We start from the raw sequence: 24,318 nt of genomic DNA, 5'->3' as shown, positions 1-24,318 counted from the left end.
GAATGAACCTCAATCCTCGCGCGAACCAGCTACTGCGCTCGTCGCAACTGCTCCTCGGCGGCAATCTGAAGTCACTCGCCGCGCCGGTGCTGATCATCATGATTCTGGGCATGATGATCCTGCCGTTGCCGCCGTTCATCCTGGATCTGCTCTTCACGTTCAATATCGCGTTGGCGGTGATGGTGCTGCTCGTGAGCATGTACACGCAAAAGCCGCTCGACTTCGCGGCGTTCCCGAGCGTGCTGCTGTTCTCCACGTTGCTGCGTCTGTCGCTGAACGTGGCGTCCACCCGCGTGGTGCTGCTCGAAGGCCATACCGGGCCGGACGCCGCCGGCAAGGTGATCGAGGCGTTCGGCCACTTCCTGGTGGGGGGTAACTACGCGGTCGGTATCGTGGTGTTCATCATCCTCGTGGTCATCAACTTCATGGTGATCACGAAGGGCGCCGGGCGCATCGCCGAAGTCGGCGCGCGCTTCACCCTCGACGCGATGCCGGGCAAGCAAATGGCCATCGACGCCGACCTGAACGCCGGACTGATCGGCGAGGAGGAGGCGCGCAAGCGTCGCTCGGTGATCGCCCAGGAAGCCGACTTCTACGGCTCGATGGACGGCGCATCGAAGTTCGTGCGCGGCGATGCGGTCGCCGGTCTGCTCATCATGATCATCAACATCGTCGGCGGGCTGATCGTCGGCGTGGCCCAGCACGGGCTGGATATCGGCATGGCGGCGAAGAACTACACGCTGCTGACCATTGGCGACGGTCTCGTCGCGCAGATCCCCGCGCTGGTGATCTCGACGGCCGCCGGTGTGGTCGTCTCGCGCGTGGCCACCGATGAAGACATCGGCCAGCAGGTCGTCTCGCAACTGTTCAGCAATCCGCGCGTGCTGGGGATCACGGCGGCGATTCTCGGTCTGATGGGCTTGATTCCGGGCATGCCGCACTTCGCCTTTCTGCTGCTGGCCTTGGGGCTGGGGGCGCTCGCTCGCTATCAGTTCCGTCGCGCCGAGGCCGAGAAGCAACAGGCCGCGCGTCCGACCCCCGTGGCGTCCAGCGCGCCGGCCGAAGTGGCCGAAGCGTCGTGGGACGACGTGGCGCTCGTCGACCCGCTCGGACTGGAAGTCGGCTATCGGCTGATTCCGCTCGTCGACCGCAATCAGGACGGCGAATTGCTCAAGCGCATCAAGGGCATCCGCAAGAAATTCGCCCAGGAAATCGGTTTTCTCGCACCGGTGGTGCACATTCGCGACAACCTGGAGCTGCGTCCGAACCAGTACCGCATCACGCTCAAGGGCGTGGTCATCGGCGAAGGCGAAGCGTATCCGGGACAACTGCTCGCCATCGATCCGGGGCAGGTCAGCGCACCACTGCAGGGCACGCCCACGCGCGATCCGGCCTTCGGCTTGCCGGCGACGTGGATCGATGTCGGTCAGCGCGATCAGGCCCAGGCGTATGGCTACACGGTGGTCGATGCCGGGACGGTGGTCGCCACCCATCTGAACCACCTGATCAATGCCCACGCGCACGAGTTGCTGGGCCGTCAGGAAGTGCAGCAGCTCATCGAGCGCATCGGCAAGGACGCGCCCAAGCTCATCGAAGATCTGGTACCGAAGACGATCGCGCTCACCACGTTGCAGAAAGTCTTGCAGAACCTGCTCGAGGAGCAGGTGCCGATTCGCGACATGCGCACGATCATCGATACGCTCGCCGAACACGGCGCGCGCGTACAGGACGCCCACGACCTCACGGCGCTGGTGCGCCTGGCGCTCGGCCGCGCGATCACGCAAAGCGTGTTCCCGGGAAGTGGCGATCTCGAGGTGGTGGGGCTCGACGCCAATCTCGAACGAATTCTTACGCAGGCGTTGTCGGCAGGCGGTGGCACGGGGCTGGAGCCGGGTCTCGCGGACACGTTGCTGCGGGAAACGCAGGCCGCCGTGGCACGTCAGGAGCGTCAGGGCCTGCCGTCGGTACTGCTGGTCCAACATCCGCTGCGTTCGCTGCTCTCGCGCTTCTTGCGCCGCAGCCTGCCGCAGCTCAAGGTTTTGTCGTATGCGGAAGTGCCTGATACACGGAATGTGAAAATGACGGCACTCATCGGAGGTCAAGGGTGAAGATTCGGAAATTCTTTGCGGGCACGTGCCGCGATGCACTGCGCCAGATTCGCGAGGAAATCGGACCCGATGCGGTCGTGTTGTCCAATCGTTCGGTCGCCAATGGCGTGGAAATCGTCGCGTTGGCGGAAGAGGATCTTGACGCGCTCGCGGGCGGCGACATGCCGACCCACCGGCCGCGTCCACGCCCGGCGGTGCCTGTCGCCCCGGTCGCTGCCGTCACTGGCGCGCCGATCGCGGCGGCCCACGATGCCGGGGCAACGAGCGCGTTTGCTCAAACCATGATGGATGAACTTCAGAGCATGCGCGGCTTGCTGGAAGAGCAGGTCGCCGGGCTGGTCTGGAACGACAAGCAACGTCGTTCCCCGGCGCAGGGCGAGATTCTGCGCACGCTGCTCGCCGCCGGGTTCTCGGCGCAACTGGGCCGGGCGCTGCTCGAACATCTGCCGGAGGGCGGCGATCTGGAGAGCGGCTTGGCATGGGTGAAGCGCGCGCTGACGCGCAATCTGCCCGTCATGCCGAACGAAGACGAACTGATGGACCGCGGTGGCGTGTATGCGCTGATGGGGCCGACCGGGGTGGGCAAGACCACCACGACGGCCAAGCTTGCGGCGCGCTGCGTGATGCGGCACGGCGCGGAGAAGCTCGCGCTGCTCACGACCGACAGCTATCGTATCGGCGGGCACGAGCAACTGCGCATTTACGGCAAGATTCTCGGCGTGACGGTGCATGCGGTAAAAGATGCCACGGACCTGCGTCTGGCGCTGACCGAATTGCGCAACAAGCACATGGTGCTGATCGACACGGTGGGCATGAGCCAGCGAGACCGTACGGTGCCGGAGCAGGTGGCGATGTTGTGCGGCGCCGAGACGCCGGTGCAGCGTCTGTTGCTGCTCAACGCCACGAGCCATGGCGATACGCTCAACGAGGTGGTACACGCCTACCGCAGCGCGAGCGCGCAAGGCGGTGGCGATCTGGCAGGGTGCATTCTCACGAAACTCGACGAATCGACCAATCTCGGGTCGGTGCTCGATACGGTGATTCGCCACCGATTGCCGGTGCATTATGTGTCCACGGGACAGCGTGTGCCGGAGAACCTGCACGTGGCCGACAAGCCGTTCCTGATCGACACCGCACTTTCCGCGCCGGTCACGGGCTCGCCGTTCGTGCCGGCCGAAGAAGACCTGCCGGCCGTGGTGCGCGGCGTCGACCCCCAATACAGCGGGCTGTTCGCGCCCGCACAACCCTCAGGCGAGGCTTGCTTTGGTTAAGCTCGTACTCGATCAAGCGGAAGGTCTGCGCCGGCTCGTGGCGCGTCACGCCACGCGCATCGTCGCGGTGGTGGGGAGTGCGCCTGAAGCGGGTCAGACGAGTGCCGCGCTGAATCTGGCCAGCGCCCTGGCGCATCACGGTCAGGATGTCGTGCTGGCCGACGAGAGCGGCCATGCGGCGCCGGCGCTCGGTCTGCCGCTGCGCGGCGACATTCACGACGTGCTGGCCGGACGCGTGTCGCCCGAGGCGATTCGCGTGCACACGCGCGACAACGTGGTGGTGGTGCCCGTGGCGCATCGGCATCCCGAACGCATTGATCCGTTGCGTGCGCTGCCGCTGTTGACGACCGGCGAGCCCGACGTCGTGGTGATCGATTGCACGCACGCCGGGGCGGTGCTCAGTCCGCTCGCGGCGCACGCGCACGATGTGCTGGTGGTACTGGGGTGCGAGCCGGCGTCGATCACGGGGGCGTATTCGTGGATCAAGCAGGCGCATTTCGAGTATGCGTTGGCGCAGTTCCGGGTGCTGGTGAATCGGGCGGAGGACGTGGAGGCGCGCGTGGTGTGCCGCAATCTGGCCACGACGGCGAGCCGTTATCTGGCGGTGTCGCTGGAGCTGGCGGGCCATGTGCCGATGGATCGGCAGGTCGTGCGCGCGCGGCAATTGACGCGCACCGTGGTCGATGCGTTCCCGATGGCGCCGGCGGCGGTGGCGTATCGGCAATTGGCGGCGCAGGTGATGCATTGGCCATTGGCTGTGCGAGAGACGGGGCTGGCCGCGCTGGGCGCCGGGGTGGGTGACATCGGCGGCGAGCGCGGCAACGACATAACGCTTGGCGTGGGCGCGGTGAGCGCACACACGGCCTGAGCGACACGGCACGCGTCGAGAGGAAGCGGAGGGAAACATGTATACCGCGAGCGGGAAGGTCGACACGAACGACACGCTGACGCAATACGCGCCGTTGGTGCGTCGTTTGGCGCTGCAACTGATGGCGAAGCTGCCGGCGAGCGTGGAATTGGAAGATCTGATTCAGGCGGGCATGCTCGGGCTGCTCGATGCGGCGAACCGGTATCAGGAGACGCAGGGCGCGCAGTTCGAAACCTACGCGAGCCAGCGCATTCGTGGTGCGATGCTCGACGAGTTGCGCGAGCTGGATTGGGCGTCGCGCGGCATTCGCAAGACGGCGCGTCAGATCGAGAAGGCGGTGCAGCGACTGGAGCAACGGTTGGGCCGGGGGCCGTCGGAGAGCGAGATCGCGGGCGAGCTGTCGATCGGTCTGGCCGAATATCAGCAGATGCTGCAGGACGTGCATGGCTGCCAGCTGGTCTATTACGAGGATTTCGATTCGGCGGACGAAGAGCCGTTTATCGACCGGATCTGTGCGAATCCGGGCGCCGATCCGCTGACGATGTTGCTCGACGAAGGCCTGCGCGGCGGCGTGATCGATGCGATCGATCGGCTGCCGGAGCGCGAGAAGTTGCTCATGAGCCTGTATTACGACCAGGGCTTGAATCTGCGCGAGATCGGCGCGGTGCTGGAAGTGAGCGAATCGCGCGTCTGCCAGTTGCATAGCCAGGCGATCTCGCGCCTGCGCACAACGTTGCGTGAGAAGGCTTGGACCTCGGCGAGTTAAGCCACACCCATTTAGCCAAGCCCTCGGACATTCGCTTCCGAGGGCTTTTTTGCGTTTGAGCGCGGCAAGACCCCATCTTTTCGGACAAATCGGCCTTGAATGAATGGTGCTATTATTGGCACCATTCTGGCGTGCCGTCCTCATCCAAACTTCTCGCCAAGATAGCTCGCGAACCTGTCAATGTGCGATTTGCCAAGTCGGTGTTTCTCTGCGACGCCTACTTTGGCGCGACGCGCCGGTCGGGCAGTCACACCCTCTTCAAAACGCCATGGCATGGGAATCCTCGCATCAATTTGCAGAATTCGGGAGGCATGGCGAAGGTTTATCAGGTGCGCCAGGTCTTGAATGCCATCTGCAAATTCGAGGGCCGAGATCATGAACATTAATCATTACACCTACCGTCTGACCTGGTCGCCGGAAGATGGTGAACACGTCGGGCTGTGTGCCGAATTCCCATCGTTGTCCTGGCTCGATGCGACGCCGGAAGGGGCGTTGGACGGTATCCGGAAGGTGGTGACGGAGGTAGTCGCCGATTTGCAGGCGAATGGGGAAACGGTGCCGGAACCACTGGCCGAGCATCGTTACAGCGGTGAATTTCGCGTGCGCATCCCGCCAACGCTACATCGCGCATTGGTCATCGAAGCGGCAGAACTGGGGGTCAGCCTGAATCGGCTGGCGAGTCTTAAGCTTGCGGCGAATTAGATCGCGTCAAGCCGTAGTCAGGCCGTAACGCTGCCGCCGCTCGATCGCGGGGCGGTGCGGCCATCGGGGCCGTAGAGCGGGGCGTTCTGTTGCGGACCGTACAACACGTTCAACGCCTGCTGCGTGTAGGTCAGACGTGTGCGAATCAGCACGCCATTCGTTTCATTGGCACGCTTGGCTTCGATCGCTGCATCCAGCAGCGCCTTCCACGCGGCGTCGATGCCGGTGTCGGCAGCGGCCGCCGCCGTGGCGCCCGACTCGTCCGGACGATAGCCCAAGGCTTCCAGCTCGGTGTCGCGTTCGCGCCCAAGGGCCGCGAGGTCGGTCACGGCTTGCGTCTTGCGCTCGGTCAACTCCGGCAGCGCGTCGAGCATGCCATTGACCAATGCCTGCTGTTCCTCGAGAAGCAGCGTCGAAAACGCGCGAATGGCGTTCGTTTCGGCGGCGAGAGTTTTCAGCAGGGCGTCAGTGGTCATGACTTCGATTGCGTGGAAAGCAGATCGCGCGCGGTCGCAATGAGGCCGTCCGCAATCTTGCTGGGATCAATGACGAGCTTTCCTTCGGAGATGGCCTGCTTGATCGCGGCCACCTTGGCCACGTCAATATCGGCAGATCCCGTCTTCGCCAGCGCGGCCTGTAAGGCGCGCATCTCCGACGACAGCGCGCTCGCGCTCACGTTCGCGCCGCTGCCCGTGCTGGCGACAGACGCGTTCGTGCCTTCGGCGCTCGCCGTGGCGGCAGTCGTCCGGTCGGTCGGCGCCTTGCCCGGACCGACACCAGTCAACGGATTGGCGGGTGGTTCGATTTTCATATGCTTTCCCCTGAAACCTGCCTGTGTAACGGCATCGCCGGGCGCAACTTTAGGTAAGTTACATCCTGTTACCCGATCCTGCGACCGACCGATTTCAGTGAATTCTAACCCGTAGTGAGTGTTAGCTTACAGGGCAACTTCCACTTCAACGCTCCCATTCTTGCCGGTCTTGACGGTCCCACTGACGAGCTGACCGGCGCGGGTGCGCACCTGAACGGGATCGCCGGCGCTGGCACGCGACAGCACCTGTCCTTCGGTACTCACCTCGAAGCCCGAGCCGCGCGAGACGACGCGCACGGTTTGTCCCTGCTGGACGGCGATCGCGCTGCGCAGCAGATCCGAACGGATCGGCAGGCCAGACGTGATCCGGTTCACCGCCACCGTGCCGATGATCTGACCGGCATCGGTCGCCACTGTGCGCGGCAGCAAGGTGAGATCGCCCTGACGCGGTGACAGATCGTTCGGCCCGATGGCTTCGCCCGGGTTGATCTGACGCGCGGCAACGAAATACGTGGCGGTGATGCTCACGCGGGCCTGAAGGTAGAGCGTCCAGGGACGCTCGCCCGCGCAGCGCACGCCGACGGTCGTCGACCCCCACAGGCGCGCGCCCGGCGGCAGAAAGGGTTCGAGGGCGGCGCAGGCCGGCATCCGATTTGAAACGGCGTCACCCACCGTCAAGCTCACACGTCCCGGCAACCCTGTCGTCTGCTCGCGCAGGAAACGTTCGGCCGTCTGACGGATGACTTCGGTGTTCTGGAACTGGGACTGAACGGCGGCGCCGGCGGCCTCGGGGACTTGCGCCGCGGCCGCCACCCCGACATTCGAATTGGCATTCGCCGTTGTGACCGTCGCCGCCACATTCCGGGCCGCGTTCGACACATTCGACACGATACCGCCCGCTGCGGCATTGTTGCCGGGAATGACCACGGCGCCGGGGCCGAGTGTGTTGCCCAGATGCTGCGCGGCCGGGTCGGTGGCGACACCTGCGGCAGGCGAGGCGGCCCGCGCAAGACCCGGCACAGCGAGACTCGTCAGACTCAGGGCGACGGCGAGCAGGCCGGATCGCACGCACGTGCGAACGCCCTGCCGCAGCGCGCTGCGCGCGCGGGGGGCACTGGCGAGACCGCCGCCGAATTTGCCTGCCATGCTCACTCTCCTTCGTACGCGGCACCCGAGCGGTGTGCCGGGTGGCTGGCGCACGCCCTGCGCCGCGCCGTGAAGCCGACGGCACCGGGCAGCGTTCCGATGCCTGGGGGGCGAACCCCGCCCGATGCCGTCAGGAAGCCATTCTAGAGATGTCGCCAACCGGGGCATGGCCCGAAATGGCGGTCAATGTCCTGCCTATTCCCCCGATTGAATCCCGAGGGGTACGCATACGATGCAAAGCATGCCAAAAGGTCCGCGCTTTTTCCGGACCCCGGCAGGACATGCCGTCTGCGAACCGCTGCGAGACCCGCCATCAGTGCTGAGCGGACGTCCCCTGGTGACGAGACGGCCAGGCTTCTTGTGCACTACCCGCATCAAGGCAAGCATCGGGCGAGACGAGATCATGGACAAACTGGACGCGGCATTGCGATTTTCTCAGCAGGCGCTGGCCATGCGCGCCTACCGCCAGGAGGTGATCTCGTCGAACATCGCCAACGCGGACACGCCGGGATACAAGGCGCGCGATGTCGATTTCAACAACGCGTTGAACCAGGCGGTCGAGCGCGGCGCACAGCAACAACTGGCGGCCGAATCGAGTGTTTCGCTCTCGCGCACCTCGTCGCGCCACATCGCCGGGCGCGGCGTGAGCATGGCCCCGCCGATGGGCGGTCCTGAGCTGCTGTATCGCGTGCCGTACCAACAAAGTATCGACGGCAACACCGTCGAACTCGATGCCGAGCGTGTGAACTTCGCCGACAACGCCGTGCATTACCAAACGGGCCTCACGGTCCTGTCCAGCCAGATCAAGACGATGCTGGCCGCCATTACAAGTCAAGGGTAAGCGCCATGCCGCTGATGAGCATCTTCGATGTCGCCGGATCGGCCATGACTGCGCAGTCGCAGCGCATGAACGTGACGGCGAGCAATCTCGCCAACGCCGAGTCGGTGACGGGGCCGGACGGTCAGCCGTATCGCGCCAAGCAGGTCGTGTTCCAGGTCAACCCGGTCGAGGGCAGCAACGTCGGCGGCGTGAAAGTGGCCGGCGTGGTCGAGGATTCGTCGCCGCTCAAGACGGTGTACGACCCGAAAAACCCAGCGGCCAATGCCCAGGGCTACGTCACCATGCCCAACGTGAATCCGGTGGAGGAGATGGTCAACATGATCTCCGCTTCCCGCTCTTATCAGGCCAACGTCGAGGCGCTCAACACCGCCAAGACGCTGATGCTCAAAACCCTCACGGTCGGCCAGTAAGGGGCCGCGCGGAGACCAGAAGATGGCAAGTATCAATACGTCGAACGCCGCGAACTTATCCCAGACGTTCCTCGACTCGATCAACGGCACCGCCAGCAGCAGCTCCAGTTCGTCCGCCGGGAGCGCAAACGACCTGCAAGGCAGTTTCCTGAAGCTGCTCGTTGCGCAGATGAACAATCAGGATCCGCTCAATCCGATGGACAACTCGCAGGTGACTTCGCAGCTCGCGCAGATCAGCACGGTCTCGGGCATCACCCAGTTGAATACCACGCTCTCTTCGGTGACCTCGCAGCTCAACTCGACGCAAAGCCTGCAAGCCTCGGCGCTCGTGGGCAAGGGCGTGCTGATTCCGGGCAGCAGCGTCGGGGTAGGCAGCACCACGGCCACGGACGGCACGGTCACGAAGACCGCCACCCCGTTCGGCTTCGAACTGCCGAGCGACGCCGACACGGTGACGATCCAGATCAAGGACAGCACGGGCAAGGTCGTACGCACGGTCAACGCGGGCGCGCTCGACGCTGGCGTGCAGGCCCTTACGTGGGACGCCAAGGACGACGCGGGCACCGCCGTGGCTGATGGCAAGTACACGGTCGCGGTGACTGCCGCGGCTAACGGCAAGGCCGTGACGCCGACGCTGCTCTCGTACGCGCAGGTGCAAAGCGTGGTGGCCAGCACGACCGGCGCGCCGCTGCTCAACGTGGGGACGGGCTCGAACGTCAAGCTCTCCGATGTGCGCGAAATCCTGTAACTGGCCCCATCGACCCCGCACGGCTTAAGCCTTTAACCGTTTCCATTGCGACAGACGTCGTCGACCACCGAATTTCAGGAGTATCCACATGGCCTTTTCGACCGGACTGAGCGGCCTGAACGCCGCCTCCAAAGACCTGGACGTCATCGGCAACAACGTTGCCAACGCGGCCACCGTCGGTTTCAAGCAGGGTGAGGCACAATTTGCCGACATCTACGCCAACTCGCTGTACGGCGCGGGCAACAACACGGTGGGCATCGGCACGCGTGTGGCGGGCATTGCCCAGCAGTTCACGCAGGGCGACATCACCGTCACGAATCGTCAGCTCGATCTGGCCGTGTCGGGTAACGGCTTCTTCCGCATGTCGAACAATGGCGCCATTGCCTACACGCGCAACGGTCAGTTTTCACTCGACAAGAACGGCTACATCGTCGACACGAACGGCGACCGCTTGACCGGCTATCTGGCCGGCCCGACCGGCATCATCAACAGCGTCTCGCCGGTCGATCTGCGCATCCCGACGGGCGACCTGTCGCCGACGGCCACATCCAAGATCACCGCTCAGTTCAACCTCGACTCGCGCAGCGCGGTCAATACGACGGCGTTCTCGATTACCGACCCGAACTCATACACGAACGCCACGTCGCTCAAGGTCTACGACTCGCTGGGCAATTCCCACGACGTGAACCTGTACTTCGTGAAGTCGAGCGTGAACGCCGTGACCAACAATGCCACGTGGTCGGTGTACGCCTCGACCGACGGCACGACCCAGGTGGGTGCCGGTCCGATCGGCACGCTGACGTTCAACTCGGCCGGCAGCCTCGTGTCGCAGACCGACTCGACCGGCGCCGCCGTGACGGGCCCGATCACGCTGCCGACGATCAACTACGGTAACGGTGCGTCGAGCGCCAGCATGACGCTCGACATGTCGGGCACCACGCAATACGGAAACACCTACTCGCCGAACAACCTGACGCAGAACGGCTATACGTCGGGCCGACTGACCGGGTTCACGTTCAGCGCCGACGGCACGATCGTCGGCACGTACTCGAACACCCAGTCGATGGCGCTGGGACAGGTGGCGTTGGCGAACTTCAACAACGTGCAGGGGCTGATCCCGCAGGGCAACAACCTCTGGCAAGAGTCGGCCGCGTCGGGCATTCCGATCGTCGGCGTGCCGGGCGGCACGAACCTCGGCAAGCTGCAGTCGGGCGCCGTCGAAGCGTCGAACGTCGACCTGACGGCAGAACTGGTTCACATGATCACCGCGCAGCGCAACTACCAGGCCAGCGCGCAGACGATCAAGACGGAAGACCAGTTGATGCAGACCATGGTCAACCTGTAAGGCGGATCCGAGGACATGCATAACTTGCACGGGGGCCGTCGATGGATCGTCTGATCTATATCGCCATGACCGGCGCGAAGCAGGCGATGGAGCAGCAGTCGACCACCGCCAACAATCTCGCGAACGTCTCGACGCCGGGTTTTCGCGCCCAGCTCGCGGCGTTTCGTCAGGCGCCGGTGCGCGCGCCAGACGGCACGACCGGCACGCGGACCTTTGTCGCCACGTCCACGCCGGGTACCGACTTCACGCCCGGCGCGATGCAGCAAACGGGCCGCCCGCTCGACGTGGCCATCCAGGGTCAGGGCTGGCTCGCCGTGCGCGATGCGCAGGGCCGCGAAGCCTACACGCGCGGCGGCAACCTCGAGATGACGGCCGACGGGCAACTCACGCTGCACGGGCTGCCGGTCATGACCGACGCCGGGCCGGCCGCCGTGCCGCCGGGCGCGGCGGTGAGCATCGGCACCGACGGCACGATCTCGGCGCTGGGGCAGGGCGATCCGCCCAACTCCATTGCCGTGATGGGCCAACTGAAGTTGGTCAATCCGCCCGAGAACAATCTGGTGCGAGGCGACGACGGGCTGTTCCGCACGGCGAACAACGCGCCGGCGCAGGTCGATCCGAACGTCGTCGTCGTGGCGGGAGCGATCGAGAACAGCAACGTCAATCCGGTCACTGGCCTGGTGAACATGATTTCGCAGTCGCGGGCCTTCGAGATGCAGATGAAGATGCTGCAGACGGCCGACACCAACGAACAATCCGCCAACCAGTTGCTGAACTTCAGCTAACGGCCGTGTGGCGCGCCGGATCCGAGGGGACCCGCGCGCCGCGACCGTACACGGGGAGAAACACCACATGATCCGTTCGCTCTACATCGCTGCTACCGGCATGAACGCCCAGCAGACGAACATGGACGTGATTTCGAACAACCTCGCCAACACCAGCACGAACGGCTTCAAGAAGGGCCGTGCGGTGTTCGAGGATCTGCTGTACCAGACGCTGCGCCAGCCCGGCGCCCAGTCGTCGCAGCAGACCTTGCTGCCTTCGGGCCTGCAACTGGGCACGGGTGTGCGCCCGGCCGCGACCGAGCGCATCTTCACGCAGGGCAACCTGACGCAGACGAGCAACGCCAAGGACGTCGCCATCAACGGCGACGGTTTCTTCCAGGTGCTCATGCCGGACGGCACGACCGCCTACACGCGCGACGGCTCGTTCCAGGTCGACAACAACGGCCAGCTCGTGACGGCGTCGGGCTATCCGGTGCAGCCGGCCATCACGATTCCGGCGAACGCGCTCTCGCTGACCATCGCGCGCGACGGTACGGTCTCGGTCACGCAGCCGGGCAACACGGCCAACGTGCAGATCGGTACGTTCCAGCTCGCCACGTTCATCAACAACGCCGGTTTGCAAAGCCTGGGCGAGAACCTGTACGCCGAGACGGCCGCCTCCGGCGCGCCGAACGTCGCACAGCCGGGCACCAACGGCGCGGGTGTGCTCAACCAGAACTACGTCGAAACGTCGAACGTGAACGTGGTCGAAGAGCTGGTGAACATGATTCAGGCGCAGCGCGCCTATGAAATCAATTCGAAGGCGGTCACGGCATCCGACCAGATGCTGCAGCGCCTGACGCAGATGTAAGCGGTGCGCCGCAGAAAGCCCCAAAGAATGAACGTCGAAATGTCAGCTCAAACGACCGTTAAGCATCGCGGCGCAGGCCTCGCCCGGTTTCTGGCGCTGGCGGCCGTCGCCGCGTTGAGCGGTCTGGCGGGCTGCGCTTACATCCCACAGGAACCGGTGGTGAACGGGCCGACGACCACGCGCCCGCCGCCCCCGCCGATGTCGGCCGATCCTGAAGGGTCGATCTACCGCCCGCTTTACTCGAACCGTCCGCTGTTCGAAGACCGTCGTCCGCGCAACGTCGGCGACATTCTCACGATCGTCATCAACGAAAACACGGCGGCGAGCAAGAACTCGGCGGCCAACACCACCCGCGCGGGCAGCGGTTCGCTCACGCTCACCCAGGTGCCGGGGGTGGTCGGTGGCGTGCTCAACAATCAGGGCCTGAACGCGAGCGGTGGCAACAAGTTCGACGCCAAGGGCGCGGCCAATGCGAACAACGTGTTCTCGGGCCAGATCACCGTGACCGTGATGGAAGTGCTTTCGAACGGCAACCTGGCGGTGGCCGGCGAGAAGCAGATCGCGATCAACCAGGGCACGGAGTACATCAAGTTCTCGGGCGTGGTCAGCCCACAGACGATCTCGGGCGCGAATACCGTGCCTTCGACGCAGGTGGCCGATGCGCGCATCGAATACCGTGGCAAGGGCTACATCAACGAAGCCGAAACCATGGGCTGGCTGCAGCGCTTCTTCCTTAATATTTCGCCATTCTGATGTCGATCATGCCGTCCCCGTCGCGCCGCGCGCCGTCCTTGCGCCACCTTCGCCAGGGCCTTCACCGCTTTGTCACCACGCTGGTCGTGGCGGGCGCGGCCGCCATGCTGCTGTGTCCGGGCGTGGCTCGCGCCGAACGTCTCAAGGAGCTGGCCTCGATTCAGGGCGTGCGCGACAACCAGCTGATCGGCTACGGTCTGGTCGCGGGCCTCGACAATTCAGGCGACCAGACCACGCAAACCCCGTTTACCGTGCAGAGCATGACCAACATGCTCTCGCAGTTGGGCATTACCGTCGCGCCAGGCACCAACATGCAGTTGAAGAACGTGGCCGCGGTGATGGTGACGGCCACGCTGCCCGCGTTCACGCGTCCCGGGCAGGCCATCGACGTGGTGGTCTCCTCGATGGGCAATGCCAAGAGCCTGCGGGGTGGCACGTTGCTCATGACCCCCCTCAAGGGGCCGGACGGGCAGGTCTACGCGCTGGCGCAGGGCAACCTGCTCGTGGGCGGCGCGGGCGCGTCGGCCAATGGGTCGAGCGTGACGGTCAACCAGTTGGCCTCGGGCCGGATTCCGAGCGGCGCCATCGTCGAGCGCGCCGTGCCGACCGCGATGGGCGGTCAACAGGGCACGGTGCAGATGGAATTGAACGTGACCGATTTCTCGACCGCGCAACGCGTGGTCGATGCCGTGAACCGCCGCTTCGGCTACGGCACCGCGCAGGCGCTGGACGGCCGCGTGATTCTGTTGCGCACGCCGAGCGATCCGTCGGGCCGTGTGCAGTTCCTCGCCCAGCTCGAAAGTGTGGACGTGCACCCCGACAACACGGCCGCGCGCGTGATCATCAACGCGCGCACCGGTTCCGTCGTGATGAACCAGAACGTGACGATCCAGCAGTGCGCGATCGCCCACGGCAATCTGTCGGTCGTCATCGACACGCAAAACAACGTGAGCCAGCCCGCGCCATTCTCGGGCGGTCAGACGGTGGTGGCGCCGAATTCGCAAATCTCCGTTCAACAGGAGAACAACGCGCTCAGGATGCTCAAGGCGGGCGCGAACCTGGCCGACGTCGTCAAGGCGCTCAACTCGCTCGGCGCAACCCCGGCCGACCTGATGTCGATTCTGCAGGCCATGAAGGCCGCGGGCGCGCTGCGCGCCGATCTGGAGATCATCTGATATGGCCGACGGCTCTCGACTCACGGGCGCGGGCAATGCCTTGCCCGACCTGACGCAACGCGCCACTTACGACATGCAGGGCCTCTCGGCCTTGCGTGCGGCCGCGCACCAGCAAACGCCGCAGGCCACGCAGCAGGCGGCCAAGCAGTTCGAGGCCGTGTTCACGCAGATGATGATGAAGAGCATGCGCGACGCCACGATGTCCGGCGGCCTGCTCGGCAGCGATCAGGAAAAGATGTTCACCGGCATGCTCGACAGCCAGCTCGCGCAGCAGCTCACGTCGAACAAGGGCATCGGCTTGGCCGACCTGATGCTCAAGCAGCTTGCCCAGACCGGCACCACGCTGCCACCTGCGGCGATGGGGCGCCAGCAGCCGTTGCAGGGCCGCGCCTACAACGCCGCGGATGCCATCGGCGTGGCCGAAGGGGCTCCCGCCGCTGCGGGCGATTTCGTCGAGCGCATGGCCACGGCCGCCCAGAGCGCCAGCGCCAGCAGCGGTATTCCGGCGCGCTTCATGCTCGGCCAGGCGGCGCTCGAATCCGGCTGGGGCAAGCGCGAGATCCGTCGCAGCGACGGCAGCACGAGCTTCAACGTCTTCGGCATCAAGGCGGGCAAGCACTGGACCGGTCCGACGGTGGAGGTCGCCACGACCGAGTATGTGAACGGCCAGCCGCGCAAGGTGATGGCCAAGTTCCGCGCCTATCGCTCGTATGACGAGGCGTTCGCCGACTACGCCAACCTGATTTCGAACAATCCGCGCTACGCGTCGGTCGTGGCGAGCGCCAACGACGCCGCGAGCTTCGCCACCAATCTTCAGCGCGCGGGCTATGCGACCGATCCGCAGTACGCCAGCAAGCTGATGAAGATCATGAAGCACTTCGCCTGACCGGCGCGGGCGTCGACGGGACATCCTCGGGCGCGTCGGCCTCAATTTTGCCGGCGGGCTGCCGTAAACACATGGGTAACGGTGCGCGAACGGGCTTTCCGCCGTGGGGCGCACCCTCCATTCAAGCCGCGAGATCATGAGCCTAATCAATATTGGCATGAGCGGGCTGAACGCCTCCCAGTTCGCCCTGAACACCACCGGCAACAACATCTCCAACTCGGGGACGGCCGGATACAACCGCCAGGTTGTCGACTACACTCAGGCGGACAGCCAGTTCGCCGGTGTGGGCTACATCGGCCAGGGCGTGCTGGTGAGCGATGTGTCGCGCGTGTACGACCAGTTCCTGTCGAACCAGGTCAACCAGGCGCAGACGCAGTACAGCCAGCTCAACACCTACTACCAGCAGATCTCGCAGATCAACAATGCGCTGGGTAGCTCCACGACCGGCCTGTCGGCCTCGATGTCCACGTTCTTCACGAACCTGCAGACGATCGTGACCGCGCCGAACAACTCGGCCACGCGGGCGACGGTGATTTCGTCGGCGCAGACCCTCACGAGCATGTTCCAGTCGCTCTCGGGCACGCTGTCGTCGCTGCGCACCGCCGTGAACGGCAACATCACCCAGGCGACCACGCAGATCAACACCTACGCCAAGCAGATCGCCAGCCTTAACGACGCGATTCTGCAGGCGCAGGGCAATGGCACCCATACGATGCCGAACGACTTGCTCGACCAGCGCGATCAGGCCGTCGCAAGCCTGAACGCCATCGTGCAGACGAACGTCGTCAAGGACACCAACGGGTCGTACAACGTCTTCGTCGGCAATGGCCAGTCGCTGGTATCGGGCAACTCGGCCTATCAGATGACGACGGTGCCTTCGACCAGCGATCCGTCGCAAATGACCGTGGCCTACGTCTCCGGCAACGGCACGAAGGTCGCGATTCCGGAGTCGTCGATCAGCGGCGGCTCGCTCGCCGGCCTGTTGTCGTTCCGCAGCGGCGCGCTCACGCAGGCGCAAAACTCGCTCGGCCAGATCGCCATGTCGCTGGCCGGCACGTTCAACGCGCAGAACCAGTTGGGGATGGATCTTTACGGTCAGATGGGCGGCAACTTCTTCACGGTGCCCAATCCGACGATCATCGCGAATACCGGCAATTCGAACGCGGCCACGCTCAACGCCAGCATCACCGACGCCTCGAAGGTGACCGCGAGCGACTACTCGGTGAGCTTCGACGGCACCACCTATACACTCACGCGCCAGAGCGACGGTGCCAAGTGGACGGCGGGGGCGCCCGCCACGCCGAGCACCCCGCTGAACTTTCAGGACACCAGCGGCGCGGCATTCGGCGACGGCTTCTCGGTCACCACCTCCGGTATGGTCGCCGGCGACAGCTTCGCGATCCAGCCCACGCGCAACGCCGCGCAGAACATCGGTGTGTCCATCACCGATCCGGGCAAGATCGCCCTGGCCGCGCCGATCCTCGCTTCGACCCCCAGCACCAATAGCGGCTCGCTCAAAGTCGATCAGGGCAGCGTGGACGCCAACTATCTGTCGAACGTGCTGAGCGCACCGGTCAACTTCACGTTCACCAAGGACCCTGTGACCGGCGCACTGACGCTCGTCGCCCCGTCGCCGATGACGGTTTCGGTCAACGGCGTGACGACCTCGTATGCCGCCGGCGCCACCGTGCCGTACAACGCCGCCACGGGGGCGAAGATCACGATGAGCGGCATGACGGTCAACCTGAGCGGCACGCCGTCCAATGGCGACACGTTTACCATTTCGCCGAATACGTCTGGCGCGGTGACCGACAACCGCAATGGTCTGGCGCTGTCGGCGCTGCAGAACGACACGACCAAGGTGGGGGGCGCGCAGAGCTATGCGACCGCCTACGCGAGCCTGGTCTCGTTTGTCGGCTCGACCACGAATACGTACAAGTCGACCAGCGCGGCGCAGCAGACACTGTTGCAACAGACGCAGACGGCACAGCAGTCCAACTCTGGCGTGAACCTCGACGAAGAAGCGGCGAACCTGATCAAGTACCAACAGCTCTACCAGGCCAATTCGAAGGTGATTCAGACCGCGTCGACGTTGTTCAGCACCATCCTCCAGATCGTCAATTAAGCGCAGGGGCATCGCGATGCGGATCAGCACCAACATGATTTACGATCAGGGGATGCGCTCGATGAGCCAGAACACCTCCGATCTGCTCAACGTTCAGGCGCAACTCTCGTCGGGCAAGCGCGTGACCACGCCGAGCGACGACCCGATTGCCTCGGCGCAGGCGGTGGCCGTGTCGCAGGACAACGCCATGAACACGCAGTACGCGGCGAACCGCCAGTCCGCGAACACTCAGTTGCAGCTCGAGGACTCGACCTTCGGCAGCGTCATCAACGCGTTGCAGCACGTGATGTCGCAAGTCGTGTCGGCGGGCGACGCCTCGCTCAACGACAAGGACCGATCGACCATCGCGAGCGACCTGCAATCGAGCTTTCAGCAATTGCTCTCGCTGGCGAACACCACCGATGCCAACGGCCAGTATCTGTTCTCAGGCTTCAAGGGCAACACCGCGGCGTACATGACATCGGCCACGGGGGCGTCATACACGGGCGACTCCGGCGTGCGCTACGTGCAGGTGAGTCCGAACCGTCAGATCGCAATCAACGACGTGGGATCGAGCGTCTTCGAAAGTGTGCAGGGCGGTACGTCGGGCACGCTGATCAGCGGAAACGCCGCCAATCAGGGCACCGCCACGTATTCCACTGTCTCCACGACCAACGTGGCGGCCGCGGGCGCGAACCATCAATATCAGATCAGCTTCGCGATTGACAACACGACCACGCCGCCCACGACCAACTACACGGTCAAGGATCAGACGGATACGACCGTGCCGGACGTGACGGGCGTCTACACCGCCGGCCAGCCGATCTCGTTCGGCGGCAAGGCGGTGACGTTCTCCGGCGCGCCGGCCACGGGCGACACGTACACCGTGCAACCGGCCACCATGGGCAGCACGAACATGTTCGACAACCTGCAGGCGCTGATCAACACGCTCAAGACGCCGGTCAGCAGCACGAACGGCACGGGCCAGGCGAACCTGGACAACGCGCTGACCACGTTCGGCCAGATGTTCAGCAACACGTACGACAACGTCACGACGATTCGCACGACCACGGGCTCCCGCATGAACGAACTCTCGGCGCTCAACAACATCGGCGACACCAATTCGCTGAATTATCAGTCGCAGTTGGGCGATCTGCTCGACGTGGACTGGAACTCGTCGGTAACCAAGTTCTCGCAGTTGCAGGCCGCGTTGCAGGCATCGCAGCAGAGCTTCCTGCAGACGCAGAAGCTCTCGCTGTTCAGTCTGCTCTGAGCGGTTGCGCGGGACATTGCCCGCGCCGCACAAGTCAGGACCGCAGGAAAGACATTGGGCCGCCCGGGATTGCCGGGCGGCCCAATGTCATTTGGGGGGCGTTGCGACGTCGCTCGCGCGCGGTGTTCAGGGTTTCGGGACGAAGGCCGCGGTCGTGCGGATCATCATGTCGATGCCGATGGCGATGAAGTGGTCCATCACCGGCGCAATGCGCGGCATCATCAACTCGATCACCACCAGCCCCACGCCCAGCGTGAGCGGAAAGCCGACGGCGAAGATGTTGAGCTGCGGCGCCGCGCGATTCAGAATGCCCAGCGCCAGGTTGCAGATGAGCAGCGCGGCCACGAGCGGCAGCGAGAGCATGAGCGCGAGCATGAAGAGCTGGCCGCCCAGCATGGCGAGATAGTGCCAGCCCACGCTGGAGAGCGGTACGGCGGAAACCGGCAATACCGTGAAGCTCTGCACCAGCGTGGCGAACATCACCAGATGCCCATTGGTGGCGAGGAACACGAGCATGGCCACGACATTGAGCAGCATGCCGAGCACGGCGGTGCTGCCGTCGCTGTTCGGCGTGAGCAGCGTGGCGAACGACAGCCCCATCTGCAAGCCGACGAAGTCGCCCGCCATGCTGATGGCGGAGAACACGATCTGCATGCACCACCCCAGCGCCGCGCCGATCATCACCTGCTGCACGAGAATCCAGAGTCCCTCCCACGAGAACGGCGAGGCGGCGGGCATGGGGCCGAGCACCGGGGAGAGCGCCAGCGAGACAATGCCCGCGAGGCCGATCTTGACCGTGCCGGGCACGGCGGCGTCGCCGAACAGGGGGGCGCTCATCGAGAGCGCCAGCAGGCGCACGAATGGAAACAGGAACGCCGCAATGACGCCCGAGAGTTGTTCGTAAGTGAAGCTGATCAACGCGGGCGCGGCTTACCCGACGAGGCCGGGAATGCCGGTGAGCAACTGGCGCATGTAGTCGACCATCAGGTTGAGCATCCAGGGGCCGGCGATCACCAGGGTGGCGAACACGGCCAGCAGCTTCGGAATGAACGACAGCGTCATTTCATTGATCTGCGTGGCGGCCTGGAACAGGCTCACGAGCAGACCCGAGACGAGCGCGACGAGCAGCAGCGGCGCGGCGAGCAGCAGGGTGACCTGCATTGCCTGATGGGCCAGCGCCATGACGGTTTCCGGAGTCATCTCGCGTTCCTGCGCTACATGGTGAAGCTCTGGGCGAGCGAGCCCAGCAGCAGTTGCCAGCCATCGACCACCACGAACAGCATCAGCTTGAACGGCAGCGATACCGTGGAGGGCGACACCATCATCATGCCCATCGACATCAACACGCTCGCGACCACCAGGTCGATGATCAGGAACGGGATGAAGATCGTGAAACCGATCTGAAAGGCCGTCTTCAGTTCGCTTGTGGCGAAGGCGGGTACGAGAATGCGCATCGGCACGTCTTCGGGGCCGTTCATCGGCGGGGTCTTGGCGAGCTTGGCGAAGAGTGCGAGGTCGGCTTCACGCGTCTGCTTGAGCATGAACGCGTGGAACGGTTTGGCGCCGGTGTCGATGGCCTGCTCGAAGCTGATCTTGTTCGCGGCGAACGGCTGGTAGGCGTCGGTGTAAGCCTTGTCGAACACCGGCGACATGACGAAGAAGGTCAGAAACAGCGCCAGGCCGATCAGAATCTGGTTCGGCGGCGACGTGGTGACGCCGATGGCATGGCGCAGCAGCGAGAGCACGATGATGATGCGCGTGAAGGCGGTCATCATCAGCAGCATCGCGGGCAGGAAGCCCAGCGATGTGAGCAGCAACATCGTCTGCACGGACAGCGAGTAGGTCTGTCCGCCGCCGGGCGCCGGGGTCGTGGTGAACGCGGGCAGCGTGGCCTGTGCCAGGGCGGTGCCCGGCAGGGCGAGGCAGGCGAGCGCCAGTCCCAGCGTGATGCCGAGTGCCCAACCCGCTTGGCGAGGCGATGGCCCGGTCAACCGCAAACCGCGCGCCATCAGGAATCCTTTTTCATCGTTTCGCGCAATTTTTGCGCAAACGCTTGTGCGGCGCGGTTGGCCTGCGCGCCCGGATGGGCAACGGTGGGCGCGGCGGGCATATCGGCGACACGATCCGCATCGATCACATGCAGGCTGCGCACCTGACCGGGCGCAACCCCCAGCACGATCCAGTCGCCCGCGACCTCGACCACGACCACGCGTTCACGCTGGCCCACGGCGGCGCTGCCGACCACGCGCACGTTGCCGCCCCCCAGCGGGCGTTGCAGCCCGAAACGCTTGGCAAGCCAGGCCAACCCGAAGAGCAGCGCCAGCACCAGCACGAGGCCCAGCCCCGTTTGCACGATGCCCGCGCCGCCAAGGCTCGGTACGGCCGCGGCCTGCGAGGCCGTGCCCTGGGCGTGCGCCGTGGCGATCGTCAGGCAGGCCAACAGGGCGGCCGCTGCCGCGGCACGCCCCACGGGGGTGCCGCGGACTTTTGTTGCATTCATCGGTTGAGCTTTCGGATGCGTTCGGATGGCGTGATGATATCAGTCAGGCGAATGCCGAACTTGTCGTTCACGACCACGACTTCGCCCTGGGCGATGAGGCAACCGTTGACCAGCACGTCCATCGGCTCACCGGCCATGCCGTCGAGTTCCACCACGGAGCCCTGCGCCAGTTGCAGCAGGTTCTTGATGGCGATCTTCGTGCGGCCCAGCTCCACGGTCATCTGGACTGGGATGTCGAGAATCAGGTCGATGTCGTTGTGCGTCGCGTTCGGCGGATTGCCGGCGGTGGCCGCCAGGGGCTGAAACACGGGGGCGGCGGCCGGTGGTGCCGCGGCTTCGGTCGCCGTCTGCTCCGCCATGGCACTGGCCCACTCGTCCGCCATGGCCTGGGCGTCGTCACCAAGCGTTTGAGGGGTATCGCTCATCACTCGTTGTCCTTCGTGTAATCGCTGTGCGAATGGTTGATCATCTGGTTCACGCGCAGCGCATATTGACCGTTGAACACGCCGTAATTGCATTGCATCACGGGCACGCCGTCGACCTTGGCCTCGAGCACCTCGGGCACGTCGAGCGGAATCACGTCGCCCACGCGCATGTTGAGCAACTGCGAGAGCGTCATGTCGAACTGCGCGAGGTTGGTCACGATTTCGACGTCGGCCGCTTGCACCTGTTGCGAGAGCAGACGCACCCAGCGCTTGTCGACTTCGAGCGTCTCGCCTTGCAGGGGGCTCGAGAGCTGGTCGCGCATCGGCTCGATCATCGAGTACGGCATGCAGATATGGAATTCGCCGCCGACCGAGCCGAACTCGATGTCGAACGTGGTCGTGACCACGACCTCGTTAGGCGTGGCGACGTTGGCGAACTGGGTGTGCATTTCGGCGCGCACGTACTCGAACTCGACCGGATACACCGGTTTCCACGACGCACCGTAGTTCTCGAACACCAGATCGAGCAGGCGCGCGATGATGCGCTGCTCGGTCTGCGTGAAGTCGCGTCCTTCGACGCGCGTGTGGAACCGGCCGTCGCCGCCGAACAGGTTGTCCACCACGAGGAACACGAGGTTCGGGTCGAACACGAACAGCGCCGTGCCGCGCAGCGGCTTGATGTGGACCAGATTGAGGTTGGTCGGAACCGGCAGGTTGCGGATGAACTCGCTGTACTTCTGCACGCGCACCGGGCTGACCGAGATTTCGGCGCTGCGGCGCATGAAATTGAACAGGGCAATGCGGAACAAGCGCGAGAAGCGGTCGTTGATGATCTCGAGTGTAGGCATGCGCCCACGCACGATACGCTCTTGCGTCGCGATGTTGTATGGCCGGATGCCGGAATGCTCTTCCGACTCCGACCGGTCATCCTGTTCGCCGGTGACACCCTTCAGAAGGGCGTCGACCTCTTCCTGCGACAGGAACTCCTCATGCGCCATGTATCACTCACTGAATTACAAACGCGGTGAACAGCACTTCGCCCACGGCCTGCTGCGGCATGTTGGCCGCGAACGGCTGCGCGACCAGTGTGCGGATTTCGCTCGCCAGACGGCGCTTGCCGTCGATCGTGGCGAGATCCTGCGGCTGCTTGGACGACAACAGCAGCAACACACGGCTGCGCACTTCGGGCATGTGCTGCGTGATGCGGGCTTGCGTCTCGGCGTCTGCCACCTTGAGCGAGAGGCCGATATGCAGATAGCGCTCGCCGTCTTCGCCCGTCAGATTCACCGTGAACGGGTCCATGCTGACGAACACGGGCGGCGGCGGGGGCGGTGGCGCCTTCGCGGCTTCTTGGCGTCCGGTCAGCAAATACACGGCCGTTGCCGCGCCGGCAGCGGCCATGAGGGCTACCGCAACGATCAACAGAATCCATTTGCGCATGCTCCCTCCGGAGGGAGCCGCGGCTTGCGTCGATGCGGGATTTGCCATGTGTTCGCCTGCTATTGGGTAATGATTGTCGGCCAACCCGCCAACGGGTGATCGGCCGAAAAGAAGGGACAATCGCGTCTAACTCGCGTCTTTGTCTTAACGGCAGAAAAACCGGCTGGCTTTAGGGCGGTGCGACGCCCGGTCGCGCCGTTCGCGCGGATCCCGAGGGGAGATCAGGCGAACGTGTCGACGAGACCGTTGCTTGCGCGTACCGGAACGCTCACGGTCGTGGCGAGCGCTGCGTCGTCGCCCTGGCCAAAGCCCGGGGTGCCGCGTGCGCTGCCGTTGCCGCTTCCATTACCGCTTCCGTTGCCATTCGCCCCTTGTTGGGCAAAGGCCTGTTGCTGCGAACTGTCGCTACTCACGGTGGCGTTGCCCAGCGCAATGCCATTGTTGGCGAGGCTTTCGCGCAGTTGCGGCAAGGCCGCCTGCACGGCGTCGCGCACGGCGGCGTGTTGCGAGACGAACATCGCCTGCGCCGAGTCGTTTGCCACATTCAGCACCACGTGCAGCGGGCCGAGATCGGGCGGATTCAGGCTCAATTGCGCCGTCTGCGCATGCGCGGACGAGAGCCACACCACTTGCTGCGAGAGCTGGTTGTTCCAGTCCTGCGTGCCCACGCGCGCGTTCAGGGCGAGCGCGGCGGGCAGATTGGCCTGGACCGGCAACTGCAGTTGGGCGTCCAGGGCTGGCGCGGCCGTTTGCGCGAGCTGTGCGGCCGCCTGCGTGGCGGTGGCTGTCGCCGCTTGCGCGGCGGTGTCGCGATGTCCCTGCGCTTGCGCCAGCGCGTCGGCCATGCGTTGGGCCTGGGCGTCTGCACTGACCGATGTCGCTGCGGTCTTGGCATCCGCCGCCGCCGGTTGTGCGGACGTATTGGTCTGCGTTGTCGTACCGTTCCTGGCCAGGGCGTCGAGCGGGAGGCCGCCAGTCTTGTCGGCGTTCGATGCCGCTGTGCCGTTGACCGGTGCGCCCGCGTTGGCGGTCGGGGTCGCGGCCTTGGCGTCGGCCGGCGCCTGGCCGGTCAGTTGCGCGGCGCCGGTGGCCTGCAGCGCGCCGTTCGCCG

Annotated in this window: 28 protein-coding genes; 16 read left to right on the top strand and 12 right to left on the bottom strand. The window is 64.8% G+C overall.

All coding sequences use genetic code 11. From position 1 onward, the window contains the following. Positions 1 to 2 precede the first annotated feature (2 nt). The 4 genes from flhA to PCE31107_RS22715 are packed head-to-tail and all read left to right on the top strand — an operon-like array spanning position 3 to position 5,013. Positions 3 to 2,108, top strand: a complete 2,106-nt coding sequence (gene flhA / locus PCE31107_RS22730; protein WP_150564384.1) for a flagellar biosynthesis protein FlhA — start codon at positions 3 to 5, stop codon at positions 2,106 to 2,108. After that, positions 2,105 to 3,379, top strand: a complete 1,275-nt coding sequence (gene flhF / locus PCE31107_RS22725) for a flagellar biosynthesis GTPase FlhF (RefSeq protein WP_017233624.1) — start codon at positions 2,105 to 2,107, stop codon at positions 3,377 to 3,379. Before flhA ends, flhF begins: the two co-directional genes overlap by 4 nt. Continuing rightward, on the top strand, positions 3,372 to 4,247 hold the full coding sequence (locus PCE31107_RS22720) for a MinD/ParA family ATP-binding protein (RefSeq protein ID WP_150610742.1): 876 nt from the start codon (positions 3,372 to 3,374) through the stop codon (positions 4,245 to 4,247). Before flhF ends, PCE31107_RS22720 begins: the two co-directional genes overlap by 8 nt. 37 nt (positions 4,248 to 4,284) lie before the next feature. Further along, positions 4,285 to 5,013, top strand: coding sequence for an RNA polymerase sigma factor FliA (locus tag PCE31107_RS22715; RefSeq protein ID WP_017233626.1), 729 nt, complete (start codon positions 4,285 to 4,287; stop codon positions 5,011 to 5,013). A gap of 140 nt (positions 5,014 to 5,153) precedes the next feature. On the opposite strand, the gene PCE31107_RS23470 is transcribed toward PCE31107_RS22715, so the two are convergent. Beyond that, positions 5,154 to 5,396, bottom strand: coding sequence for a hypothetical protein (locus PCE31107_RS23470; RefSeq protein ID WP_174966762.1), 243 nt, complete (start codon positions 5,394 to 5,396; stop codon positions 5,154 to 5,156). Between PCE31107_RS23470 and PCE31107_RS22705 the strand changes: the two genes are divergently transcribed. After that, a complete protein-coding gene (locus PCE31107_RS22705) occupies positions 5,389 to 5,715 on the top strand; it encodes a type II toxin-antitoxin system HicB family antitoxin (RefSeq protein WP_130027572.1) in 327 nt (108 codons plus the stop codon). The genes PCE31107_RS23470 and PCE31107_RS22705 overlap by 8 nt on opposite strands. Positions 5,716 to 5,732: 17 nt before the next feature. Here the strand turns inward: PCE31107_RS22705 and PCE31107_RS22700 are convergent, their stop codons facing one another. The 3 genes from PCE31107_RS22700 to flgA all read right to left on the bottom strand — a co-directional run bounded on the left by PCE31107_RS22700 (position 5,733) and on the right by flgA (position 7,672). Beyond that, a complete protein-coding gene (locus PCE31107_RS22700; protein WP_130027571.1) occupies positions 5,733 to 6,191 on the bottom strand; it encodes a flagella synthesis protein FlgN in 459 nt (152 codons plus the stop codon). Further along, positions 6,188 to 6,526 (bottom strand): flagellar biosynthesis anti-sigma factor FlgM, encoded by a 339-nt coding sequence (flgM, locus tag PCE31107_RS22695; protein WP_017233630.1) that lies wholly within the window; start codon positions 6,524 to 6,526, stop codon positions 6,188 to 6,190. The genes PCE31107_RS22700 and flgM overlap by 4 nt, the downstream gene beginning before the upstream one ends. Before the next feature lie 126 nt (positions 6,527 to 6,652). Further along, positions 6,653 to 7,672 (bottom strand): flagellar basal body P-ring formation chaperone FlgA, encoded by a 1,020-nt coding sequence (gene flgA, locus PCE31107_RS22690; RefSeq protein ID WP_174966761.1) that lies wholly within the window; start codon positions 7,670 to 7,672, stop codon positions 6,653 to 6,655. A gap of 400 nt (positions 7,673 to 8,072) precedes the next feature. Here flgA and flgB point away from each other — a divergent pair, with 400 nt between their 5' ends. From flgB to flgL, 11 genes are all read left to right on the top strand, one after another. Further along, the gene (gene flgB / locus PCE31107_RS22685; protein WP_165385461.1) at positions 8,073 to 8,513 is read left to right on the top strand and encodes a flagellar basal body rod protein FlgB; all 441 of its coding nucleotides are present in this window, start codon (positions 8,073 to 8,075) and stop codon (positions 8,511 to 8,513) included. Between the two features lie 5 nt (positions 8,514 to 8,518). Further along, positions 8,519 to 8,923 carry a flagellar basal body rod protein FlgC gene (gene flgC, locus PCE31107_RS22680; RefSeq protein ID WP_017233633.1) on the top strand — a complete coding sequence of 135 codons (405 nt, stop codon included), beginning with the start codon at positions 8,519 to 8,521 and terminating at the stop codon, positions 8,921 to 8,923. Between the two features lie 22 nt (positions 8,924 to 8,945). Continuing rightward, positions 8,946 to 9,671: a flagellar hook assembly protein FlgD gene (flgD, locus tag PCE31107_RS22675; protein WP_130027568.1), complete on the top strand. Its 726-nt coding sequence runs from the start codon at positions 8,946 to 8,948 to the stop codon at positions 9,669 to 9,671. 88 nt (positions 9,672 to 9,759) lie between these two features. After that, positions 9,760 to 11,016 (top strand): flagellar hook protein FlgE, encoded by a 1,257-nt coding sequence (gene flgE, locus PCE31107_RS22670; protein WP_130027567.1) that lies wholly within the window; start codon positions 9,760 to 9,762, stop codon positions 11,014 to 11,016. A 41-nt stretch (positions 11,017 to 11,057) separates the two neighbouring features. Continuing rightward, positions 11,058 to 11,801, top strand: a complete 744-nt coding sequence (locus tag PCE31107_RS22665; RefSeq protein WP_130027566.1) for a flagellar basal body rod protein FlgF — start codon at positions 11,058 to 11,060, stop codon at positions 11,799 to 11,801. Between the two features lie 67 nt (positions 11,802 to 11,868). Continuing rightward, positions 11,869 to 12,651, top strand: a complete 783-nt coding sequence (gene flgG / locus PCE31107_RS22660) for a flagellar basal-body rod protein FlgG (protein WP_017233637.1) — start codon at positions 11,869 to 11,871, stop codon at positions 12,649 to 12,651. Positions 12,652 to 12,690: 39 nt separating this feature from the next. After that, the gene (locus PCE31107_RS22655; RefSeq protein ID WP_150610740.1) at positions 12,691 to 13,404 is read left to right on the top strand and encodes a flagellar basal body L-ring protein FlgH; all 714 of its coding nucleotides are present in this window, start codon (positions 12,691 to 12,693) and stop codon (positions 13,402 to 13,404) included. Continuing rightward, on the top strand, positions 13,404 to 14,579 hold the full coding sequence (locus tag PCE31107_RS22650; protein ID WP_150610739.1) for a flagellar basal body P-ring protein FlgI: 1,176 nt from the start codon (positions 13,404 to 13,406) through the stop codon (positions 14,577 to 14,579). The genes PCE31107_RS22655 and PCE31107_RS22650 overlap by 1 nt, the downstream gene beginning before the upstream one ends. Position 14,580: 1 nt before the next feature. Beyond that, the gene (flgJ, locus tag PCE31107_RS22645; protein WP_130027564.1) at positions 14,581 to 15,465 is read left to right on the top strand and encodes a flagellar assembly peptidoglycan hydrolase FlgJ; all 885 of its coding nucleotides are present in this window, start codon (positions 14,581 to 14,583) and stop codon (positions 15,463 to 15,465) included. Positions 15,466 to 15,601: 136 nt separating this feature from the next. Then, a complete protein-coding gene (gene flgK / locus PCE31107_RS22640; protein ID WP_150610738.1) occupies positions 15,602 to 17,590 on the top strand; it encodes a flagellar hook-associated protein FlgK in 1,989 nt (662 codons plus the stop codon). 16 nt (positions 17,591 to 17,606) lie between these two features. Further along, positions 17,607 to 18,842 carry a flagellar hook-associated protein FlgL gene (flgL, locus tag PCE31107_RS22635; RefSeq protein WP_150610737.1) on the top strand — a complete coding sequence of 412 codons (1,236 nt, stop codon included), beginning with the start codon at positions 17,607 to 17,609 and terminating at the stop codon, positions 18,840 to 18,842. Positions 18,843 to 18,968: 126 nt separating this feature from the next. On the opposite strand, the gene fliR is transcribed toward flgL, so the two are convergent. From fliR to PCE31107_RS22595, 8 genes are all read right to left on the bottom strand, one after another. Next, on the bottom strand, positions 18,969 to 19,760 hold the full coding sequence (gene fliR, locus PCE31107_RS22630) for a flagellar biosynthetic protein FliR (protein ID WP_150610736.1): 792 nt from the start codon (positions 19,758 to 19,760) through the stop codon (positions 18,969 to 18,971). A gap of 12 nt (positions 19,761 to 19,772) precedes the next feature. Next, positions 19,773 to 20,042, bottom strand: a complete 270-nt coding sequence (fliQ, locus tag PCE31107_RS22625; RefSeq protein ID WP_026131892.1) for a flagellar biosynthesis protein FliQ — start codon at positions 20,040 to 20,042, stop codon at positions 19,773 to 19,775. Between the two features lie 14 nt (positions 20,043 to 20,056). Further along, on the bottom strand, positions 20,057 to 20,851 hold the full coding sequence (fliP, locus tag PCE31107_RS22620) for a flagellar type III secretion system pore protein FliP (protein ID WP_017233645.1): 795 nt from the start codon (positions 20,849 to 20,851) through the stop codon (positions 20,057 to 20,059). Continuing rightward, positions 20,851 to 21,342 (bottom strand): flagellar biosynthetic protein FliO, encoded by a 492-nt coding sequence (gene fliO, locus PCE31107_RS22615; protein ID WP_150610735.1) that lies wholly within the window; start codon positions 21,340 to 21,342, stop codon positions 20,851 to 20,853. Before fliO ends, fliP begins: the two co-directional genes overlap by 1 nt. Beyond that, positions 21,339 to 21,767 carry a flagellar motor switch protein FliN gene (fliN, locus tag PCE31107_RS22610; protein ID WP_017233646.1) on the bottom strand — a complete coding sequence of 143 codons (429 nt, stop codon included), beginning with the start codon at positions 21,765 to 21,767 and terminating at the stop codon, positions 21,339 to 21,341. The genes fliO and fliN overlap by 4 nt, the downstream gene beginning before the upstream one ends. Further along, positions 21,767 to 22,765 (bottom strand): flagellar motor switch protein FliM, encoded by a 999-nt coding sequence (gene fliM, locus PCE31107_RS22605; RefSeq protein WP_017233647.1) that lies wholly within the window; start codon positions 22,763 to 22,765, stop codon positions 21,767 to 21,769. The genes fliN and fliM overlap by 1 nt, the downstream gene beginning before the upstream one ends. A 7-nt stretch (positions 22,766 to 22,772) precedes the next feature. Next, positions 22,773 to 23,207: a flagellar basal body-associated protein FliL gene (fliL, locus tag PCE31107_RS22600; protein ID WP_017233648.1), complete on the bottom strand. Its 435-nt coding sequence runs from the start codon at positions 23,205 to 23,207 to the stop codon at positions 22,773 to 22,775. Between the two features lie 221 nt (positions 23,208 to 23,428). Next, a partial coding sequence (locus tag PCE31107_RS22595; RefSeq protein WP_174966760.1) for a flagellar hook-length control protein FliK occupies positions 23,429 to 24,318 on the bottom strand: 890 nt, incomplete at its 5' end.

The sequence above is a fragment of the Pandoraea cepalis genome (assembly GCF_902459625.1).
Lineage (GTDB): Bacteria > Pseudomonadota > Gammaproteobacteria > Burkholderiales > Burkholderiaceae > Pandoraea > Pandoraea cepalis.
Note: the sequence above shows the minus strand (reverse complement) of the source record. Positions and strands in the feature narration are given on the sequence as shown.

Excerpts from the sequence above, each read along its gene's own strand:
- flgL (WP_150610737.1), top strand. The coding sequence starts at position 17,607 with ATGCGGATCAGCACCAACATGATTTACGATCAGGGGATGCGCTCGATG.
- fliN (WP_017233646.1), bottom strand. The coding sequence starts at position 21,767 with ATGAGCGATACCCCTCAAACGCTTGGTGACGACGCCCAGGCCATGGCG.
- PCE31107_RS22665 (WP_130027566.1), top strand. The coding sequence starts at position 11,058 with ATGGATCGTCTGATCTATATCGCCATGACCGGCGCGAAGCAGGCGATG.
- flhA (WP_150564384.1), top strand. The coding sequence starts at position 3 with ATGAACCTCAATCCTCGCGCGAACCAGCTACTGCGCTCGTCGCAACTG.
- flgA (WP_174966761.1), bottom strand. The coding sequence starts at position 7,672 with ATGGCAGGCAAATTCGGCGGCGGTCTCGCCAGTGCCCCCCGCGCGCGC.
- flgM (WP_017233630.1), bottom strand. The coding sequence starts at position 6,526 with ATGAAAATCGAACCACCCGCCAATCCGTTGACTGGTGTCGGTCCGGGC.
- flgJ (WP_130027564.1), top strand. The coding sequence starts at position 14,581 with ATGGCCGACGGCTCTCGACTCACGGGCGCGGGCAATGCCTTGCCCGAC.
- flgG (WP_017233637.1), top strand. The coding sequence starts at position 11,869 with ATGATCCGTTCGCTCTACATCGCTGCTACCGGCATGAACGCCCAGCAG.
- PCE31107_RS22705 (WP_130027572.1), top strand. The coding sequence starts at position 5,389 with ATGAACATTAATCATTACACCTACCGTCTGACCTGGTCGCCGGAAGAT.
- fliQ (WP_026131892.1), bottom strand. The coding sequence starts at position 20,042 with ATGACTCCGGAAACCGTCATGGCGCTGGCCCATCAGGCAATGCAGGTC.
- flgK (WP_150610738.1), top strand. The coding sequence starts at position 15,602 with ATGAGCCTAATCAATATTGGCATGAGCGGGCTGAACGCCTCCCAGTTC.
- fliO (WP_150610735.1), bottom strand. The coding sequence starts at position 21,342 with ATGAATGCAACAAAAGTCCGCGGCACCCCCGTGGGGCGTGCCGCGGCA.
- flgD (WP_130027568.1), top strand. The coding sequence starts at position 8,946 with ATGGCAAGTATCAATACGTCGAACGCCGCGAACTTATCCCAGACGTTC.
- fliM (WP_017233647.1), bottom strand. The coding sequence starts at position 22,765 with ATGGCGCATGAGGAGTTCCTGTCGCAGGAAGAGGTCGACGCCCTTCTG.
- PCE31107_RS22655 (WP_150610740.1), top strand. The coding sequence starts at position 12,691 with ATGTCAGCTCAAACGACCGTTAAGCATCGCGGCGCAGGCCTCGCCCGG.
- PCE31107_RS23470 (WP_174966762.1), bottom strand. The coding sequence starts at position 5,396 with ATGTTCATGATCTCGGCCCTCGAATTTGCAGATGGCATTCAAGACCTG.
- PCE31107_RS22715 (WP_017233626.1), top strand. The coding sequence starts at position 4,285 with ATGTATACCGCGAGCGGGAAGGTCGACACGAACGACACGCTGACGCAA.
- fliP (WP_017233645.1), bottom strand. The coding sequence starts at position 20,851 with ATGGCGCGCGGTTTGCGGTTGACCGGGCCATCGCCTCGCCAAGCGGGT.
- flgE (WP_130027567.1), top strand. The coding sequence starts at position 9,760 with ATGGCCTTTTCGACCGGACTGAGCGGCCTGAACGCCGCCTCCAAAGAC.
- flgC (WP_017233633.1), top strand. The coding sequence starts at position 8,519 with ATGCCGCTGATGAGCATCTTCGATGTCGCCGGATCGGCCATGACTGCG.
- PCE31107_RS22650 (WP_150610739.1), top strand. The coding sequence starts at position 13,404 with ATGTCGATCATGCCGTCCCCGTCGCGCCGCGCGCCGTCCTTGCGCCAC.
- PCE31107_RS22700 (WP_130027571.1), bottom strand. The coding sequence starts at position 6,191 with ATGACCACTGACGCCCTGCTGAAAACTCTCGCCGCCGAAACGAACGCC.
- fliL (WP_017233648.1), bottom strand. The coding sequence starts at position 23,207 with ATGCGCAAATGGATTCTGTTGATCGTTGCGGTAGCCCTCATGGCCGCT.